Consider the following 16,824-nt stretch of genomic DNA (forward strand, 5'->3'; position numbering starts at 1 on the left):
GATGAAGGAATCTATCGTTCCAAGTGACGTGTAACGTCTTCGCCCACATAATGGTGTAGACCACTTGCCGCATGGCGAACGGATGACAGGGAGCGAACATGGCCAGCAAGGCTGAGAAGATCGTCGAGGGGCTCGGCGGCATCGACAACATCGTCGAGGTCGAGGGCTGCATCACCCGACTCCGTACCGAGGTCAAGGACGTCTCCCTGGTCGACGAGGCGCTGCTGAAGGCCGCGGGCGCCCATGGCGTGGTGAAGATGGGCAGCGCGATCCAGGTGGTCATCGGCACCGACGCGGACCCCGTCGCCGCCGAGATCGAAGACCTGATGTGAGCCGCTGAGCCCACCGCGCCGTCCCCGGGGCGGGGCCCGCGCCGGACGCGGACCGGGGGCCCGCGCGATGCCGATAGGCTCATCCCATGTCTCGTATCGACGGCCGCACCCCCGACCAGCTCCGCCCCGTGACCATCGAGCGCGGTTGGAGCAAGCATGCCGAGGGCTCGGTCCTCGTCTCCTTCGGCGATACGCGTGTCCTGTGCACCGCGAGCGTCACCGAGGGCGTGCCGCGCTGGCGCAAGGGCAGCGGCGAGGGCTGGGTCACCGCGGAGTACGCGATGCTGCCGCGCGCCACCAACACCCGGGGCGACCGCGAGTCCGTCCGCGGCAAGATCGGCGGCCGTACGCATGAGATCTCCCGGCTCATCGGCCGCTCGCTGCGCGCCGTCATCGACTACAAGGCGCTCGGCGAGAACACCATCGTCCTGGACTGCGATGTCCTCCAGGCCGACGGCGGCACCCGCACCGCCGCCATCACCGGCGCCTATGTGGCCCTGGCCGACGCCATCGGCTGGGCCCGGGGGAAGAAGCTGATCAAGGCCAGCCGGCAGCCGCTGACCGGCACCGTCTCCGCCGTCAGCGTCGGCATCGTCGGCGGCGTCCCCCTGCTCGACCTCTGTTACGAGGAGGACGTGCGCGCCGAGACCGACATGAACGTGGTCTGTACCGGTGACGGACGCTTCGTCGAGGTGCAGGGCACCGCCGAGGGCGAGCCCTTCGCCCGCGAGGAGCTGAACGGGCTGCTGGACCTCGCCGTGGCTGGCTGCGACACCCTGTCCGGAATCCAGCGCGCGGCACTGGCCGAGGAGAACTGACGGCGGCACCGGGCAACCGTCGCGCGGCGCCTGGCGTTTAGTCAGGTACCAGCACCTCTCTCCGGGGAAGGACCCACTCCATGGCGCCGCGCCACCGTCACCGCCGTACCACCGCCGTCACCGCCCTCGCCGCCGTCGCGCTCGCCGTGCCGGTCACCGTGGGCTGCGGCGCGGTGGAGAAGGCCCTGGACTGCGCCCAGCTCGCGGTCGAGATATCCAACGACGTGGACAACCTCCAGGACGCCCTGACCGGCGCCGCCGTCGACCCGCAGCAGGCCGACAAGATCCTGGACTCCCTCGACAAGGACATCGACAAGGTGGGCGACCGCACCGACAACGCGGACGTCGGCAAGGCCGTCGACGACCTCCAGAAAGCCGTGGAGAACGTCCAGAAGTCCGTGAACAGCGGCGAGCACCCCGATCTGACCCCGGTCAAGGACGCCGCGGGCGAACTGACCAACGTCTGCTCGCCCTGACCGCCCCTCGATCGGCACGAGCCACGCACCCTCGATAATCGAGAGTTATGCAGCAACGCACTGAGGGACACCCTCCGCACCCCCGCCGTCTCATCCTCGCGACCCGCAACGCCTACAAGATCACCGAGCTGCGCTCGATCCTGGGCGAGACCGGCCTCGACGTCGAACTCGTCGGGGCCGACGCCTATCCGGAGGTCCCGGACGTCAAGGAGACCGGCGTGACCTTCGCGGAGAACGCCCTCCTCAAGGCCCACGCCCTGGCCCGGGCCACCGGCCACCCCGCCATCGCCGACGACTCCGGCCTGTGCGTGGACGTCCTCGGCGGCGCCCCCGGCATCTTCTCGGCCCGCTGGTCGGGCCGGCACGGCGACGACCGCGCCAACCTCGATCTGCTGCTGGCCCAGCTCGCCGACGTCCCCGACGAACACCGCGGCGCCCACTTCGAATGCGCCGCCGCCCTCGCCCTCCCCGACGGTACCGAGCGCGTGGTCTCCGGCCGGCTCACCGGCAACCTCCGCCACGAGCCCGTGGGCGGCGGGGGTTTCGGCTACGACCCGGTCCTCCAGCCCCACGGCGAGACCCGCACCTGCGCCGAACTGACCCCCGACGAGAAGAACGCCATCAGCCACCGCGGCAAGGCGTTCCGCGCCATCGCCCCGGTCGTCCGCGAACTCCTGGGGTGAGCGGCCCCGGAGAGCGCCGCGGGCCCGGCCCGCGCTGAGGCGGACCGGGCCCGTGTATGCGTGGCGTGCGGCCGGAGGGACTCGAACCCTCACGGGAGTTACCCCACTGGGACCTAAACCCAGCATGACTGCCAATTCCATCACGGCCGCTCGGCACGGTCATGGTATCGCCTGGTGAACGGGGGCCGGGGCCGGAACCCCGGGTCCGTCACAGCCCCAGGTCTTTGATGATCTTGGCGACGTGGCCGGTGGCCTTCACGTTGTAGAGGGCGCGCTCGACCTTGCCCTGCTCGTCCACGATGACGGTGGAGCGGATCACGCCCGTCACCGTCTTGCCGTAGAGCTTCTTCTCGCCGAAGGCGCCGTACGCCTCCAGGGTCTCCTTGGAGGGGTCCGCGAGCAGGGTGACCTTCAGGCCCTCCTGGTCGCGGAACGTGGCCAGCTTCTCCGGCTTGTCGGGCGAGATGCCGATGACGTCGTAGCCGTGGCCGGAGAGGAACTCGAGGTTGTCGGTGAAGTCGCACGCCTGCTTGGTGCAGCCGGGGGTGAGGGCCGCGGGGTAGAAGTAGACGATCACCTTGCGGCCGGCGTGGTCGGCGAGCGAGACCTGCTTGCCGTCCGCGTCGGGGAGGGTGAAGGCGGGGGCGGTGTCGCCGGGCTGCAGTCGCTCGCTCATGGTCAGGTGCTCCTCGTGGTATCGGGGGTACACACCCGACATTAGCCAGCTTCCCGTCCGGGGGTGCCGCGGGGCGGCGAGGAGAGCGAGCTGACAGACTGTCCACTACGAATCATCGAGATTGACGGAGGCAGCGCGGTGTCGGATGCCAGGACCCCTGCGCAGATCGAGGCGGACATCGCCCGCAGGCGGCAGGAGCTCGCCGTGACGCTCGACGAGATCGGGGTGCGGGTGCACCCGAAGACGATCATCGGGGACGCGAAGGCGAAGGCGGCGTCGGCCGTGGACCGGACCGCCGGGCGGGCGTATGTGTCCGTCAACCGAGTGGTGACGGGCGTGCGCGGCCAGCTGGTGTCGGAGGAGGGCGGGCCCCGCATGGAGCGGATCGTGCCGGCCGCGCTCCTCGTGGCCGGGCTGGTCGGCCTGCTCGCGCTCTCGGCCAGGTCCTCCCGGTCCGCCAAGGCGTCCCGCTCCTCGTGGTGCGGCAAGCGGCGCCGGTGAGGGAAGGACGGCGGGCTCCGGCCCTGAGGCGTCATCCCGTCCTCCGGCCAGGTACGGTCATGGCGTGAGTGCGAACACGACCCATGACAAGCTGCCCATCCGGATGCTGCACGACCGCGTGCTGGTCCGCACCGACATCCCGGAGGGCGAGCGCCGGTCGTCCGGCGGAATCGTCATCCCCGCCACCGCGGCGGTCGGCAGGCGGCTGGCCTGGGCCGAGGTGGTCGCGGTCGGGCAGAGCGTACGGACCGTGGAGCCCGGTGACCGGGTGCTCTACGACCCGGAGGACCGGGCCGAGGTCGAGGTCCGCGGGGTCGCCTACGTGCTGATGCGGGAGCGCGATCTGCACGCCGTGGCCGCCGAGCGGCTGGAGGGCGCGGACGACTCCACGGGGCTCTACCTGTAGACCCCCTAGGGGTGCCCGCCGGGTCGTGACGCCTGCGGCGCGCTGTTCCCCTCCCCGCCCCAGCCCCTGTTACGGGAAGGGGCGGGGGGAGAGGGGATCAGCCCGCCGCAGGCGTCCCCGTAAGCGCCTCCCCCGCGCCCCTTCAGGGCGCCCCTCAGCCGCCCACCGGGCCTCCTGGGTCGCCCGGATCACCCGGCCCACCCGGGTCGCCGGGACCGCCCGGGCCGGGCTCGGTCGTCGGCCCGCCGGTGGGGAAGTCCGTCGGCGGGGTGGTGATCGGCGGCTCGTCCGTCGGCAGGGTCGGCGGGGTGTCGGTCGGCGCGGTGGGGACCGAGGTGTCCGGCGGGGTGTCGGTCGGGGGAGTGGTGACCACCGGCGGCAGGGAGCCCGGGGGCTGCGGGCTGGTCTGGGAGCCGTCGGGGGCGTCCGCGCCGTCCTCCAGCCGCAGATCGAACTCGGCCGGTTCCTTGCCGTCCAGCGCCCCCGCCGTGTACTGCGCCCAGATCTCGGCGGGGTAGCCGCCGCCGTTGATCCGCTCCAGGCCCGTCGCCCCGTACAGCGACTTCTGCACGCCCGTATTGGAGTCCTGGCCCATCACCGCGACCACGGTCGCCAGATCCGGGGTGTAGCCCGCGAACCAGGCGGCCTTGTCCTCCTCCGCGGTGCCGGTCTTGCCCGCCGCCGGGCGCTCGGCGGCCTGGGCGGCGGTGCCGGTGCCGCCGTCGACCACGCTCTGCAGTATCGAGGTGGTGGTGTCGGCGGCGCCGCGCGGAATGGCCTGGCGGCTCTCCCGCGCCGGGAGCTTGATCCGCGCCCCGTCCTTGGTGACCTCCTCGACCAGGCTGTACCGGCCGTGCTCGCCGTGGTTGGCGAGGGTCGCGTACGCCTCGGTCATGTCCAGCACGCTCGCGGTGGCCGGGCCGAGCGCGATCGAGGGGGAGGCGTGCAGATCGGGGGTGCTCCTGGGGATGCCCAGGTCGATGGCGGTCTGCTTGACCTTGGAGGGGCCGACGTCCTCGGCCATCTGCGCGTACACCGAGTTCACCGAGTTGTCGGTGGCCGTGGTGACGTCGATGTCGCCGTAGTCGACGTCGTCCTCGTTGGCGGGGGCGTAGCCGGTGGGCCCGTCGGAGCCGATGACCTCGCGCTTGTTGTCACCGTTGTAGAGGGTGTCCGGAGTGATCGTCTGGCCGTCCTGGGTGGTGGCGCCGTAGCGCACCGCCGAGGTGAAGACGAATGGCTTGAAGGTGGATCCCACCTGGTAGTCACGGCGGGTCGCGTTGTTGACGAACTGCTTGGTGTAGTCGATCCCGCCGTAGAGGGCGACCACCTTCCCGGTCTTGGGATCGATCGAGGCGCCGCCCGCGCGGACGTAGGCGTCGACCTTGCGGTCCTTGCTGAGCTTGCTCATCAGCCGGTCGCGCACGGCCTCCGTGAAGGCGTCCTGCTTGTCCTTGTCGATCGTGGTGGTGATGCGGTAGCCGCCGCGCGCCAGGGTCTGCTCGTCGATGATCCCGTTGCTGGTGAGGTAGTCCTCGACGGCCTCGACGAGATAGCCGCGCTGGCCGGACATGCCGGAGGCGGCCTTGGCCTCGGAGGGCCCGGGGAAGGTCATCTTCTGCCGCTCGGCCCTGCTCAGCCAGTGCTTCTTCACCATGCCGTCGAGGACGTAGTTCCAGCGGGCCATGGCCCGGCCCTTGTTCTGCGGGTGGGCGACGATGTCGTAGGAGCTGGGGGCGTTCAGCAGGGTGGCGAGATACGCGCCCTGGGCGGTGTTGAGATCGCCGATGTCCTTGCCGTAGTACGCCTGGGCGGCGGCCTGGATGCCGTAGGCGTTGCGCCCGAAGTAGCTGGTGTTGAGGTAGCCCTCCAGGATCTTGTCCTTGCTCACCTCGCGGTCCAGCTTGATCGCGATGAAGAACTCCTTGGCCTTGCGGGTGACCGTCTGCTCCTGGTCCAGGTAGTAGTTCTTCACATACTGCTGGGTGATGGTGGAGCCGGACTGCTTGCCCTTGCCGGTGGCGGTGTTCCAGGCGGCCCGGAGCATGGCCTGGGGGTCGATGGCCGACTCCGCGTAGAAGTCCCGGTCCTCGGCCGCCAGCACCGCGTGCTGGATCCGCTTGGGCACCTGGCTGAGCTGGACGTTCTCCCGGTTGACCGTGCCCTCGCGGGCCAGCGGGGAGCCGTCGGAGTAGAGGAAGACATTGCTCTGGGCGATGGCGGCCTGGTTGGCCGGGGGGATCTCGACGAGCAGATAGCCGGTGACGAGCCCGCCCGCGATCAGCAGGACGATCAGCAGGAAGCCCCCGAGGACCATGCGCCAGGTGGGCAGCAGACGGCGCCATCCGGTGCGCTGGGGACGCCCCTTTCTGCCCGTGGCCGGTCTGCCCACCGTCAGGCCGTCCGCGCGGTGCGGCGTGTCGTGGTTGCCATCGCCGGTGCCGGGCCGGTCACCCGTTCCGGCCGCGCCACCATCGATCAACTGGGGCTCGTCGCTCATGTCTCCTGAGACTCCTCGGCCGCCGTCGAGGGTTGCGCGGCGGCGGGATCGTGCACGGTCGGGCGATTCGCGTCGTACGCCCGATAAAACACTGTCGCATCATCCGTTCCGGGCCGAGGACGTGGCGCGCACCTGTGACTGGTCTGTGACCGGTGGAATGAATGATTCCGCTCACACCATCCGGTGAATAATGCGTGGCCGTCTCTCCCGTCACCCCACTAGGCTCCGGATTTTGGCGCCGGTCGGGGCGGTGCGGTCGGGCCGGTCGGTCGGGCCGGTCGGTACGGTCAGGGAGGGAGACACGGGCGGATGCGGCTGTACACGGCCGTCGCGGTCAGCGGCTTCAAACGCTACGCGACGTATCGGGTCGCCACGGTGGCCGGGGTCTTCACCAACACCGTTTTCGGCTTCATCCTCGCCTACACCTACACCGCGCTGTGGGACGAGCGGCCGCACCTCGGCGGCTACGACCTCGCCCAGGCGCTGACCTTCGTCTGGCTCGGCCAGGCGCTGCTGGCGGCCGTGGCGCTGATGGGCGGCGGCTTCCAGGAGGAGCTCCAGGAGCGCATCCGCTCCGGGGACATCGCCGTGGACCTCTACCGCCCGGTCGACCTCCAGATGTGGTGGCTGGCCACCGAGCTCGGCCGGGCACTGTTCCAACTGCTGGGGCGCGGTGTGGTGCCGATGGCCGTCGGGGCGCTGGTGTTCGAACTGAGGCTGCCCGCCTCGCCCTTGACCTGGCTGTGGTTCCTGCTCGCCGTGGCGCTCGCGGTGTGCGTCGGCTTCGCGGTGCGCTATCTGGTGTCGCTCGCCTCCTTCTGGCTGCTCGACGGGACGGGGCTGTCCCTGCTGAGCGGGCTGCTGTGCCTGTTCTTCTCCGGGATGATCCTGCCGCTCAACGTCTTCCCCGGGCAGCTCGGCGAGATAGCCCGCGCGCTGCCCTGGGCGGCGATGCTCCAGGTGCCCGCGGACGTCTTTTTGGAGGAGCGCCGGGGGCCGGGGCTGCTGGGGGCGTTCGCCTTCCAGGCGGGGTGGGCGGTGGCGCTGCTGGCGGCCGGGCGGGCGCTGCAGTCGGCGGCGACCCGGAAGGTGGTGGTCCAGGGTGGCTGAGTCCGCCGTGTCCACCGGGCTGCGGGCCTACGGTCTGATCGTCGGGATGTGGGTGCGCTCCACGATGGCGTATCGCACCTCGTTCCTGATCATGACGCTGGGGAACTTCCTCGCGACCGGTCTTGACTTCGTCGCCATCGCGCTGATGTTCACCCACATCGGGGAACTGGGCGGCTTCACCCTGGATGAGGTCGCCTTCCTCTACGGCACCACCAGCGTCGCCTTCGGCCTCGCCGATCTCACGCTGGGCACCATGGGCCGACTGGGGCAGCGGGTGCGGGACGGCACGATGGACACCCTGCTGGTGCGGCCGGTGCCGATACTCGCCCAAGTGGCCGCCGACCGCTTCGCGCTGCGCCGGCTGGGCCGGATCACCCAGGGGGCGGTGCTGCTCGGCTGGTCGCTGGCCCGGCTGGACATCGACTGGACGGTGGACCGGGTGCTGCTGGTGCCGGTGATGCTGCTGAGCGGGGGCGCCATCTTCGGGGCGCTGTTCGTGGTCGGCGGCGCCTTCCAGTTCTGGGCCAAGGACGCCTCCGAGGTGCAGAACGCCTTCACCTTCGGCGGGACCACGCTGCTGGAGTACCCGCCGACGGTCTTCGGCAAGGAGCTGCTGCGGGGCGTCACCTTCGTCATCCCGCTGGCCTTCGTCAACTGGCTGCCGGCGCTGCACATCCTGGGCCGCCCCGATCCGCTGGGGCTCCCGGCCTGGATCGGCTTCGCGGCGCCGCTGGTCGCGTGCGGCTGCTGTGCGGTGGCGGGGCTGGCGTGGCGGGCGGGGCTGCGGGCGTATCAGAGCACGGGGAGCTGAGGGGATGGGCGTGGGGAATGGCGTCGGGGATGCCGTGGCGAAGGGCACGGGGAGTGCCGTGGGTGATCTGATCGAGCTCGACGGCGTCGAGAAGGTGTTCCAGGTGCGGCGCAAGGCCGGGCTGATGCGCCGTGAGCGCCGCGAGGTGCGCGCCGTGGACGGGATCAGCTTCCGGGTGCCGCGCGGCGAGATGGTGGGCTACATCGGCCCGAACGGCGCCGGGAAGTCCACCACCATCAAGATGCTGACCGGGATCCTGGTGCCCAGCGGCGGGCGGCTCAGGGTCGCCGGAATCGACCCCTCCAGGGAGCGGACGAAACTCGCGCGCCGGATCGGGGTGGTCTTCGGGCAGCGCACCACCCTGTGGTGGGACCTGCCGCTGCGCGACTCGTACGCGCTGGTGCGGCGGATGTACCGGATCCCCGACGACCGCTACCGCCACAACCTGGACCGCTGTGTGGAACTGCTCAACCTCGGCGCGCTGTTGGACGTGCCGGTGCGTCAGCTCTCGCTCGGCCAGCGGATGCGCGGCGATATCGCGGCCGCCCTGCTGCACGACCCCGAGGTGCTCTATCTCGACGAGCCGACCATCGGGCTCGACGTGGTCAGCAAGGCGAAGGTGCGGGAGTTCCTGCGCGAGGTGAACGCCGAGCAGGGCACCACCGTGCTGCTCACCACCCACGACCTGACCGACATCGAGCTGCTGTGCAAGCGGGTGATGGTCATCGACCACGGGCGGCTGGTCTACGACGGCGGGCTGGACGGGCTGCACGCGGTGGGCGAGAGCGAACGCACCCTCGTGGTCGACCTGGAGCGGGAGCTGCCGCCCATCGAGGTCCCCGGCGCCCGGACGGTGCGGGTCGAGGGGCCCCGGCAGTGGCTGGCCTTCCCGGCGACCAGCAGCGCGGCGCCGATCGTGGCGGCGGTGGCCGACGGCTATCCGCTGGTGGACCTCTCGGTGCGCGAGCCCGAGATCGAGGACGTCATCGCGAGGATGCTGCACGGGGCGGAGGACCGGGCGGGGCGAGCCTAGGCCGGGGCGGGGCCAGGGCGCGGTGTGTGCGTGGGCCAGGGTGCGGTGCGCGAGAACGACCGGGGCGCGGTGTGTGAGAGGGCAAGGGCACGCGGTGCGCGAACGGCGGGGGCACGGTGTGTGAGAGGGGTCAGGGCCGGTGCCCGCCATTAGTCTGTCCGTATGACGAGCGCTGGTTCTTCCCAGGGGGCGAGCCCCGACCTCCCGGATCCGGCCGGGATGCGGGCCTCGGACGCCGAGCGTGAGCGGATCGCCGAAGTTCTCCGCGAGGGGGTCGCCGAAGGCCGCCTGGACATGGAGGAGTTCGAGGAGCGGCTGAGCGCGGCCTACGCGGCACGCACCCATGGCGAGCTGGAGCCGCTGGTACGGGACCTCCCGGTGCCCGGCAGCGCCGCTCCGGCCCCGCCGTCCCCCGCCGACCGCACCGGCTGGGCCGAGCGGATCGGCGGCACCCCGACCTCGAAGTGGGCCGTGGCGATCATGGGCGGCTTCCAGCGCAAGGGGACCTGGACCGTCCCGCGTGCCTTCACCGCCGTCACCGTCATGGGCGGCGGTGAGATCGATCTGCGCGAGGCCCGGTTCGAGGGCCGCGATGTGGTGATCCGCTGCTTCGCCCTCATGGGTGGGGTAGAGATCATCGTCCCGCCGGACCTGGAGACGCATGTCAGTGGCATCGGTCTCATGGGCGGTTTCGACCACACCGGGTCCGCCGACGGGGACCCCACCGGGCCCCGGGTGACCGTGACCGGCCTCGCGCTCTTCGGCGGGGTCAGCGTCGAGCGCAAGCTCCGTAAGGAGGAGCACAAGCGCATGAAGGAGGAGCGCCGCCGGCTGAAGGCCGAGCGCCGGGAGGAGCTGCGCGCCGAGCGCCGGGAACTGCGGGGCGCACGGCGCGATGAGTGGCGTGAGGAGCGTGCGGAGCGCCGCCTGTCCCTGGAGAAGGAACGCCGCGAGGACCAGTCTGGCTAGCGGGCTGTCCGGAATATGCGCTCGGGCCGAGGCTGAGCGACTAGGGTGCGCGGGGTGAATGAACGCGCTTCCCGTCTGCCGAGTACCTTCCGCCTCATCGTCACGGGGGGAGGCACCGGCGGCCACACCTACCCCGCGTTGACCGCGGTCCGGGCATTGCGGGCCCGGCTGGCGGCCGATGGCCGCACGCTCGACGTCCTCTGGATCGGCACGCCTGACGGGCTGGAGGCCCGCGTCGCCCCGGCCGAGGGCATCGCCTTCAAAACGGTGGCGACGGGCAAGATCCGCCGGTCCGCGAACCCGCTGAAGTTGATCAGCCCGGCGAATGTCAAGGACATGGCGCGGGTGCCGCTCGGTGTCGCCCAGGCCCGCAAGACCGTGTCGGACTTCCGGCCGGACGTCGTCCTGGCGACGGGTGGGTATGTCGCCGTTCCGGCCGGGCTGGCCGCCCGCATGTGCAAGCGCCCGCTGGTACTGCACGAACAGACCGTGCGGCTCGGGCTGGCGAATCGGAAGCTCGCCGGCTCCGCGACGCGCATCGCCGTGTCGTCGGAGTCGACGCTGCCGCTCCTCCCGGAGGCCGTACGGTCCGCTGCCGTCGTCACCGGGAACCCGGTGCGGCCGGAGGTCCTGACCGGACACGCCGACAAGGCGGTCGCCGCCCTCGGGCTGACCGGCTTCGACCGGCGGCTCCCGACGCTCTACATCACCGGCGGCGCCCAGGGCGCGCAGCAGATCAACAACGTCGTGCGGGACGCCCTCCCGTGGCTGTTGGAGCGCGCCAACATCGTGCACCAGTGCGGGCCGGCGAACGTCGAGCCCCTGCGCGGGAACGCCGCGGCGCTCCCGCCCGGCCTCGCGGGCCGGTACTACCTCACCGGGTTCGTCGGGCCGGAGTTGCCCGACGTTCTGGCGCTTGCCGACGTGGTGGTCTCCCGTAGCGGCGCCGGCACTCTCGCGGAGCTCACTGCCCTCGGTAAGCCGGCCGTGTTCGTGCCGCTGGCCTCCTCGGCGGGGAACGAGCAGGCGCACAACGCCCAGCACCTCGAGAAGGCCGGCGCCGCCGTCGCGCTCACCGGGGACGTCACCGCGGACCGGCTGCGGAACGCCCTCGGGCCGCTCCTCACCGACCCGGCGCGGCGCGCGGGGATGGCGGAGGCGGCTCGGGCGCACGGACGGCCGGACGCGGCGGACAGGCTCGTGGACGTACTCCTGTCCGCCGCGTCCGGCGGCTGATCCGTTCGGGGCCCGGGGCTACGGGAGGTGCCCGGGGGGGGTGAAGAGGAGGCTCTCTAGAGCTCGGCGGCCGTGCGGCCCCGCAGGTGGTCCAGGTTCAGCGCCCGCGCCATCGCGCGGTAGCCGTCGTCGCTGGGGTGCAGATGGTCGCCCGAGTCGAACATCGGGCGCAGTCGCAGCGGGCTGATCGGGTCGCGCAGCGCCTTGTCGAAGTCCACGACCTCGTCGAAGACCCTCCCGGCGCGGATCCGCGCGTTGACCTGCTCGCGCACGGCGTCCAGCTGGGGGGTGTAGCCGCGGTGCCCGTAGAAGGGCGTCAGGGTGGCTCCGATGACCCGCAGGCCCCGGGCGTGGGCCTGCTCGGTCAGCCGCTTCAGGCCCCACACGATCCGGTTGGGGTCGGTCTGGTGGGGGATGCGGAGTATGTCGTTGACGCCCAGCTCGATGATCACGGCCTTGACGCCCGTACGGGACAGCACGTCGCGGTCGAAGCGGGACAGTCCACTGGGGTTGTTGGGCGGGAACTGCGTGCCGTCGCTCAGCACGCGGTTGCCGCTGATGCCCTGGTTGAGCACGCCGAAGCGGGGCGCCCCGGGCTCGCTGCGCAGCCGCTCGGCGAGGAAGTCGGTCCACCGGTGGTTGGCCCCGGCGGTGGAGGTGATGCCGTCGGTGATCGAGTCGCCCAGCACCGCGACGGCGCCCTCGGCCTGCTTGGACCACACGTCCACACCGGTCAGATAGCGCCAGTACGGGCTCTGCTGGGTGTAGGCGGCGCCCGCCGTGTCCTCCGTACGGTCGCCACGCGCCATGTACGACGTCTGGCGGGCGTGCGGGTGGTAGGTCACGGAGCCGGACGCCTGCGGGGTGTAGGTGGTGACCAGCAGATCGGCCGCGTCCGGGACGGTGAGCCGCACCGGGTCGCTGGTGGCGGCCTTACCGGGCGGGATCGTCACCCAGGTGCGGTTGTTGAAGGTGAGACGGCGCATGGTGCCGGCGGCCGCGGTGGGGTTGCTGGGCGCGGCGGCCAGGGCCACCGAGGCATGTGTGATGGTCAGCGGACGGCTGCTGTAGAAGTTCGAGAGCTGGATCCGGGCGCTGGTGCCGCCGATGCTGGTGTGCACCACGTTCCGTATCGACATGCCCGAGAGGCCGCCGCGCAGCGTCCTCGGCTCGGCGGCCGCGGCCGAGGTGGACCAGGTGCCCACCCAGGCACCGGCCGAGGCCGGGGCGGCCGAACCGCGGGCCCCCTGCGCGCTGGGGTCCGAACCGCCCTTGTCACCACCGAGCCCGATGAATATCGCGGTGGAGACGAGGATCACCACAGCCGCCAGCGCAGCGAGCACGGCATACCCCGTGCGTCTGGGCATAGGGGGCATGCTCATGGGCGGGTTGTCTCCTCGGGCAGACGGAGCCCGAGGCTCCGGAAGTGGACGGGAACGGCGGGTGGTATCCGGCAGTGCCGATGCGGTCCGGTCGGTCTCTCATGATCCCATGATGGGACCCGGCTCCGCCCGTCGGCCTGCCCCCAATGTGCTGGGTCGCTCCCCCAGACAGACGACGGGAACTCACCGTTCGTTCCACACATGGGCGACTGAGACCGGAAAGAGACAATGCATGCGGAGACGGGTCGACCAGGTGGAGCGTATGGAGCGAAGAACGACTGGTGAGACGGCGGCCCCGCCGTCTCGGGGCGCGGCTGTGCCCTTCGTCACCGACAGCCCCCTCGACGCGGAGCGGCGGCGCGGGGTGCGCCGGATGAAGGCGTTCGCCACCGGGCTGCTGCTCGGCGTCGCACTGGTGTACGTGCTCGCCACCTGGGCGCGGTCCTCCGGCATCGGCGGCTGGCCCGGCTATGTGGCCGCGGCCGCCGAGGCGGGCATGGTGGGCGCCCTGGCCGACTGGTTCGCGGTCACCGCGCTCTTCCGGCGGCCCATGCGGCTGCCCATCCCCCATACGGCGATCATCCCCACCAAGAAGGACCAGCTCGGGGCCAGCCTCGGGGAGTTCGTCGGGGAGAACTTCCTCTCCGGTGACGTCGTACGGATGCGGCTGCGCGCGGTCGGCATCGGCAGTCGGCTCGGCACCTGGCTCGCCGAGCCCGAGCACGCCGACCGGGTGACCGCCGAGCTGGCCACCGCGCTGCGCGGCGCGCTCACGGTGCTGCGCGACTCCGATGTGCAGGCGGTGGTGGGCGAGGCGATCACCCGCCGGGCCGACAGCCAGGAGATCGCGCCGGGCCTGGGCAAGTTGCTGGAGCGGGTGGTCGCGGACGGCGGCCACCGCCGCGCCGTGGACCTGGTGTGCCTGCGCGCCCACGACTGGCTGGTGGAGCACAACGACTCGGTGATGCAGGCGGTGACCGGCGGCGCCCCCGGCTGGACGCCGCGGTTCGTGGACCGCAAGGTCGGCGAGCGCGTCTACAAGGAACTGCTGCGCTTCGTGACCGAGATGCGGGACATGCCCGACCATCCGGCGCGCGGCGCCCTGGACCGCTTCCTCACCGACTTCGCCGGGGACCTGCAGTCCGACACCGACACCCGGCTGCGGGTGGAGCGGGTGAAGGGCGAGGTGCTGGGGCGCGGCGACGTCCAGGACCTCATCGCCTCGGCCTGGGCCTCGGTGCGGGCGATGATCGTCGCCGCGGCCGAGGACGAGCGCAGCGAGCTGCGCCGGCGGGCGCGGGCGGCGATTCTGTCGCTGGGCGGGCGGATGGTGACGGACCGACGGCTGCGGGACAAGATCGACGGCTGGCTGGAGGACGCCGCCGTCTATGTGGTGACGACGTATCGGGACGAGATCACCTCGCTGATCAGCGAGACGGTGGCGAGCTGGGACGCGGACCACACCTCGCGGAAGATCGAGGCGCACATCGGCCGGGATCTGCAGTTCATCCGGATCAACGGCACGGTGGTGGGTGCCCTGGCCGGGCTGGTGATCTATACGGTCTCGCGGGCGCTGGGCGGATAGTCCGCGGGTGGCGGGCAGTTGGCTCGTGGTGCCGGGCGGATTGCCGCGTCACGTCTCTGGAAGGTGTGCGCGGCCTGACCTATGGTGCGCGCGTGCGACGTCGTGGAGGGCGTGCCGTGCTCGCCCGGGGGCTGTGGACGGCCGGTGAGCTCGCCGTCACCCTCGGGGTCGTGGTGCTGCTCTTCGTCGTCCACCAGCTGTGGTGGACCAACCGTCAGGCGAGGGCGGGCGCCCGGCACGAGGTGTCGGTGCTGGAGCGGCGGTGGCAGGACGGGGCGGGGGAGTCCGCGACGCCGACACCGGGGGCGACCGGATCGGCCGATTCCGCTCAGGGGGACGAACGCGACCGCGGCCGTGACCGTGACCGTGACCGGTCGACCGGGAGCGGTGCCGGGGGCCAAGGGCCGCGCCGGGACCAGGCGTACGCGGTGCTCCGGATCCCGCGTATCGGCCTTACGGTGCCCATCGCCGAGGGCGTCAGCCGGGCGGCGGTGCTCAACAAGGGCTATGTGGGCCACTATCCGCGCACCGCCCAGCCGGGCCAGGCGGGCAACGTCGCCCTCGCGGGCCACCGCAACACCCACGGCGAGCCCTTCCGGCAGTTGGACGAGGTGCGCCCGGGCGACACGGTGCGCATCGACACCGCCGACGCCCGCTATACGTACGTGATCGAGCGCACCCTGCCGCGCACCTCGCCCGCCGACGGCACGGTGATCGCGCGGGTGCCGTACAGCTCCGCCCACCCCCGCTACCGCTACACCGAGCCGGGCTACTACCTCACGCTGACGACCTGCACCCCCGAATTCACCTCCCGCTACCGCCTGGTGGTCTGGGCCCGGCTGAAGGCCGCGGCCCCACGGGATGTCGGCGGGGGCCGCTAGAGGGGCGCCCGACGGACCGTGACGCCTGCGGCGGGCTGTTCCCCTCCCCGCCCCTTCCCACAACTGGGGCTCCGCCCCTTAACCCCGGGGTCCAGGGGCGAAGCCCTTGGTAGCGGGAAGGGGCGGGGAGGGGGAAGTATCGATATGCCCCGCGCCCTTTCGGGGCGCCTCCGAACCGCAGCCGACTGCCGCCGATCTGCTTAGACTGGCGGAGCCAGGAGGGGAGACCGGCCGGGAGAGGGGGACGTGAGGGTGTCGCGACGACTCGAGGCGCTGCGGACGCATCTGGGCGTCTGCCTGTTCCTGCTGACCGGGGTTCTGCTGGCGCAGAGCGGTGTGGTCAGCGCCGTCGCCCTCGCCGCCACCGTCGCGACCACGACCGCCGTCGCCGCCGCGCTGGCCATGTGCGCGATCCTCGCCTCCCGCGGCCGCATACCCGTCCCCGCCGGGCGGGTTCGCACCGCGATACGGGACCGGGAGCGCCGTACGGCGTTCCTCCCGCAGCGGGATCCCGATGCCGCCGGACGCCCGAGGCCCCGAGCGCCGGGCCGTCGCCTGCCGACGGCCGCGTAGGCGCACCCCTATCGCTGTACGGCGCACCTCCAGCCTCTCCAGGGGGCACCTCCCAGCGGTAGCTGGGGGAGATTGAGGAGCGGGGTCCGGGGCGGAGCCCCGGAAGCCCCAGGATCCGTACCGCCGCGCCACGCGGCTCGTCACGCCGATGTCTTCCTCACTCCGGCACGACGAGACCCGCGGAGGGCTCCCATGTCCCTTTTCTCTTCCCTCGGCTCCCTGCTGACCACCATGGCGGACGGCCTCGATCCGCTCTTCGGCGCGTCCGCGGCGGCGGCCGCCATCGTCCTGTTCACGCTGTGCGTCCGCGCCGCGCTGCACCCCCTCGCCCGGGCCGCGGTGCGCGGTGAGAAGGCGCGGGCCGCGCTCGCGCCGAAGATCACCGAGCTGGGCCGCAAGCATCGGGACGACCCGGAGCGGATGCGGCGCGCCATGGCGGAGCTCCAGACGAAGGAGGGCGCGTCACCGCTGGCGGGCTGTCTGCCGACCCTCGCCCAGCTCCCGGTCTTCTTCGTCATGTACCACGTGTTCTCCACCGGCAGTGGCGCCGGAGACCTCCTCGACCACACGCTCGCCGGGGCCCCGCTCGGCGCCCGCTGGGGCGGGGTGCTCAGCGGTGGGCCGGGGCTGGTCTACCTCGGGCTCTTCGCGCTGATCGCGGGAGTGGCCACCTGGACGTATCTCCGCGCCCGTAAGGCGACCGTCCCCGGGGCGCCCGGAGTGGCCCGGGCGCTGCCGCTGCTGTCGTTCGGCACCCTCGTCACCGCCGCCGTGGTCCCGCTGGCGGCGGCGCTCTACCTGGCGACCAGCACGACGTGGACGGCGGTGGAGCGGGCCCTGCTGCATCGCTGA

Annotated in this window: 18 protein-coding genes and 1 tRNA gene; 15 read left to right on the forward strand and 4 right to left on the reverse strand. The window is 71.8% G+C overall.

The window, feature by feature from the left end; translation table 11 throughout:
* Positions 1–98 precede the first annotated feature (98 nt).
* The 4 genes from ACZ6TD_RS29125 to rdgB all read left to right on the forward strand — a co-directional run bounded on the left by ACZ6TD_RS29125 (position 99) and on the right by rdgB (position 2,309).
* A complete protein-coding gene (locus ACZ6TD_RS29125; protein ID WP_069863737.1) occupies positions 99–332 on the forward strand; it encodes a PTS sugar transporter subunit IIB in 234 nt (77 codons plus the stop codon).
* Positions 333–418: 86 nt separating this feature from the next.
* Positions 419–1,150, forward strand: coding sequence for a ribonuclease PH (rph, locus tag ACZ6TD_RS29130; protein WP_471342938.1), 732 nt, complete (start codon positions 419–421; stop codon positions 1,148–1,150).
* Between the two features lie 80 nt (positions 1,151–1,230).
* A complete protein-coding gene (locus ACZ6TD_RS29135) occupies positions 1,231–1,626 on the forward strand; it encodes a hypothetical protein (protein WP_471342940.1) in 396 nt (131 codons plus the stop codon).
* Positions 1,627–1,673: 47 nt separating this feature from the next.
* Positions 1,674–2,309 carry an RdgB/HAM1 family non-canonical purine NTP pyrophosphatase gene (rdgB, locus tag ACZ6TD_RS29140; RefSeq protein ID WP_471342942.1) on the forward strand — a complete coding sequence of 212 codons (636 nt, stop codon included), beginning with the start codon at positions 1,674–1,676 and terminating at the stop codon, positions 2,307–2,309.
* Between the two features lie 66 nt (positions 2,310–2,375).
* Here rdgB and ACZ6TD_RS29145 read toward each other — a convergent pair.
* Positions 2,376–2,459 (reverse strand) — tRNA-Leu (locus ACZ6TD_RS29145).
* A gap of 58 nt (positions 2,460–2,517) precedes the next feature.
* Positions 2,518–2,985, reverse strand: a complete 468-nt coding sequence (gene bcp / locus ACZ6TD_RS29150; protein WP_471342944.1) for a thioredoxin-dependent thiol peroxidase — start codon at positions 2,983–2,985, stop codon at positions 2,518–2,520.
* Positions 2,986–3,123: 138 nt separating this feature from the next.
* Between bcp and ACZ6TD_RS29155 the strand changes: the two genes are divergently transcribed.
* A complete protein-coding gene (locus tag ACZ6TD_RS29155; protein WP_471342946.1) occupies positions 3,124–3,486 on the forward strand; it encodes a DUF3618 domain-containing protein in 363 nt (120 codons plus the stop codon).
* Between the two features lie 103 nt (positions 3,487–3,589).
* Positions 3,590–3,892 (forward strand): GroES family chaperonin, encoded by a 303-nt coding sequence (locus tag ACZ6TD_RS29160; RefSeq protein ID WP_198270465.1) that lies wholly within the window; start codon positions 3,590–3,592, stop codon positions 3,890–3,892.
* A gap of 154 nt (positions 3,893–4,046) precedes the next feature.
* On the opposite strand, the gene ACZ6TD_RS29165 is transcribed toward ACZ6TD_RS29160, so the two are convergent.
* Positions 4,047–6,392 (reverse strand): transglycosylase domain-containing protein, encoded by a 2,346-nt coding sequence (locus ACZ6TD_RS29165; RefSeq protein ID WP_471342948.1) that lies wholly within the window; start codon positions 6,390–6,392, stop codon positions 4,047–4,049.
* Between the two features lie 309 nt (positions 6,393–6,701).
* Here ACZ6TD_RS29165 and ACZ6TD_RS29170 point away from each other — a divergent pair, with 309 nt between their 5' ends.
* The 5 genes from ACZ6TD_RS29170 (at position 6,702) to ACZ6TD_RS29190 (ending at position 11,551) form a co-directional block, all read left to right on the forward strand.
* On the forward strand, positions 6,702–7,502 hold the full coding sequence (locus tag ACZ6TD_RS29170; RefSeq protein ID WP_471342950.1) for an ABC transporter permease: 801 nt from the start codon (positions 6,702–6,704) through the stop codon (positions 7,500–7,502).
* A gap of 46 nt (positions 7,503–7,548) precedes the next feature.
* Positions 7,549–8,313: an ABC transporter permease gene (locus ACZ6TD_RS29175; RefSeq protein ID WP_471358131.1), complete on the forward strand. Its 765-nt coding sequence runs from the start codon at positions 7,549–7,551 to the stop codon at positions 8,311–8,313.
* A 4-nt stretch (positions 8,314–8,317) separates the two neighbouring features.
* A complete protein-coding gene (locus tag ACZ6TD_RS29180; protein WP_471342952.1) occupies positions 8,318–9,346 on the forward strand; it encodes an ABC transporter ATP-binding protein in 1,029 nt (342 codons plus the stop codon).
* 162 nt (positions 9,347–9,508) lie between these two features.
* On the forward strand, positions 9,509–10,315 hold the full coding sequence (locus ACZ6TD_RS29185) for a DUF1707 SHOCT-like domain-containing protein (RefSeq protein ID WP_471342954.1): 807 nt from the start codon (positions 9,509–9,511) through the stop codon (positions 10,313–10,315).
* A 54-nt stretch (positions 10,316–10,369) separates the two neighbouring features.
* On the forward strand, positions 10,370–11,551 hold the full coding sequence (locus ACZ6TD_RS29190; RefSeq protein WP_471342957.1) for a UDP-N-acetylglucosamine--N-acetylmuramyl-(pentapeptide) pyrophosphoryl-undecaprenol N-acetylglucosamine transferase: 1,182 nt from the start codon (positions 10,370–10,372) through the stop codon (positions 11,549–11,551).
* Positions 11,552–11,607: 56 nt separating this feature from the next.
* On the opposite strand, the gene ACZ6TD_RS29195 is transcribed toward ACZ6TD_RS29190, so the two are convergent.
* Positions 11,608–12,918 carry an SGNH/GDSL hydrolase family protein gene (locus ACZ6TD_RS29195; protein ID WP_471342960.1) on the reverse strand — a complete coding sequence of 437 codons (1,311 nt, stop codon included), beginning with the start codon at positions 12,916–12,918 and terminating at the stop codon, positions 11,608–11,610.
* Positions 12,919–13,165: 247 nt separating this feature from the next.
* On the opposite strand from ACZ6TD_RS29195, the gene ACZ6TD_RS29200 reads away from it, so the two are divergent.
* From ACZ6TD_RS29200 to ACZ6TD_RS29215, 4 genes are all read left to right on the forward strand, one after another.
* The gene (locus tag ACZ6TD_RS29200) at positions 13,166–14,518 is read left to right on the forward strand and encodes a DUF445 domain-containing protein (protein WP_471342962.1); all 1,353 of its coding nucleotides are present in this window, start codon (positions 13,166–13,168) and stop codon (positions 14,516–14,518) included.
* A gap of 92 nt (positions 14,519–14,610) precedes the next feature.
* Entirely contained in the window at positions 14,611–15,399 is a 789-nt protein-coding gene (locus ACZ6TD_RS29205; RefSeq protein ID WP_471342964.1) for a class E sortase, read from the forward strand.
* A 252-nt stretch (positions 15,400–15,651) separates the two neighbouring features.
* Positions 15,652–15,972, forward strand: coding sequence for a DUF6412 domain-containing protein (locus ACZ6TD_RS29210; RefSeq protein ID WP_471342967.1), 321 nt, complete (start codon positions 15,652–15,654; stop codon positions 15,970–15,972).
* 192 nt (positions 15,973–16,164) lie between these two features.
* Positions 16,165–16,824: a YidC/Oxa1 family membrane protein insertase gene (locus tag ACZ6TD_RS29215; RefSeq protein WP_471342968.1), complete on the forward strand. Its 660-nt coding sequence runs from the start codon at positions 16,165–16,167 to the stop codon at positions 16,822–16,824.

Source organism: Streptomyces yongxingensis (assembly GCF_055597465.1).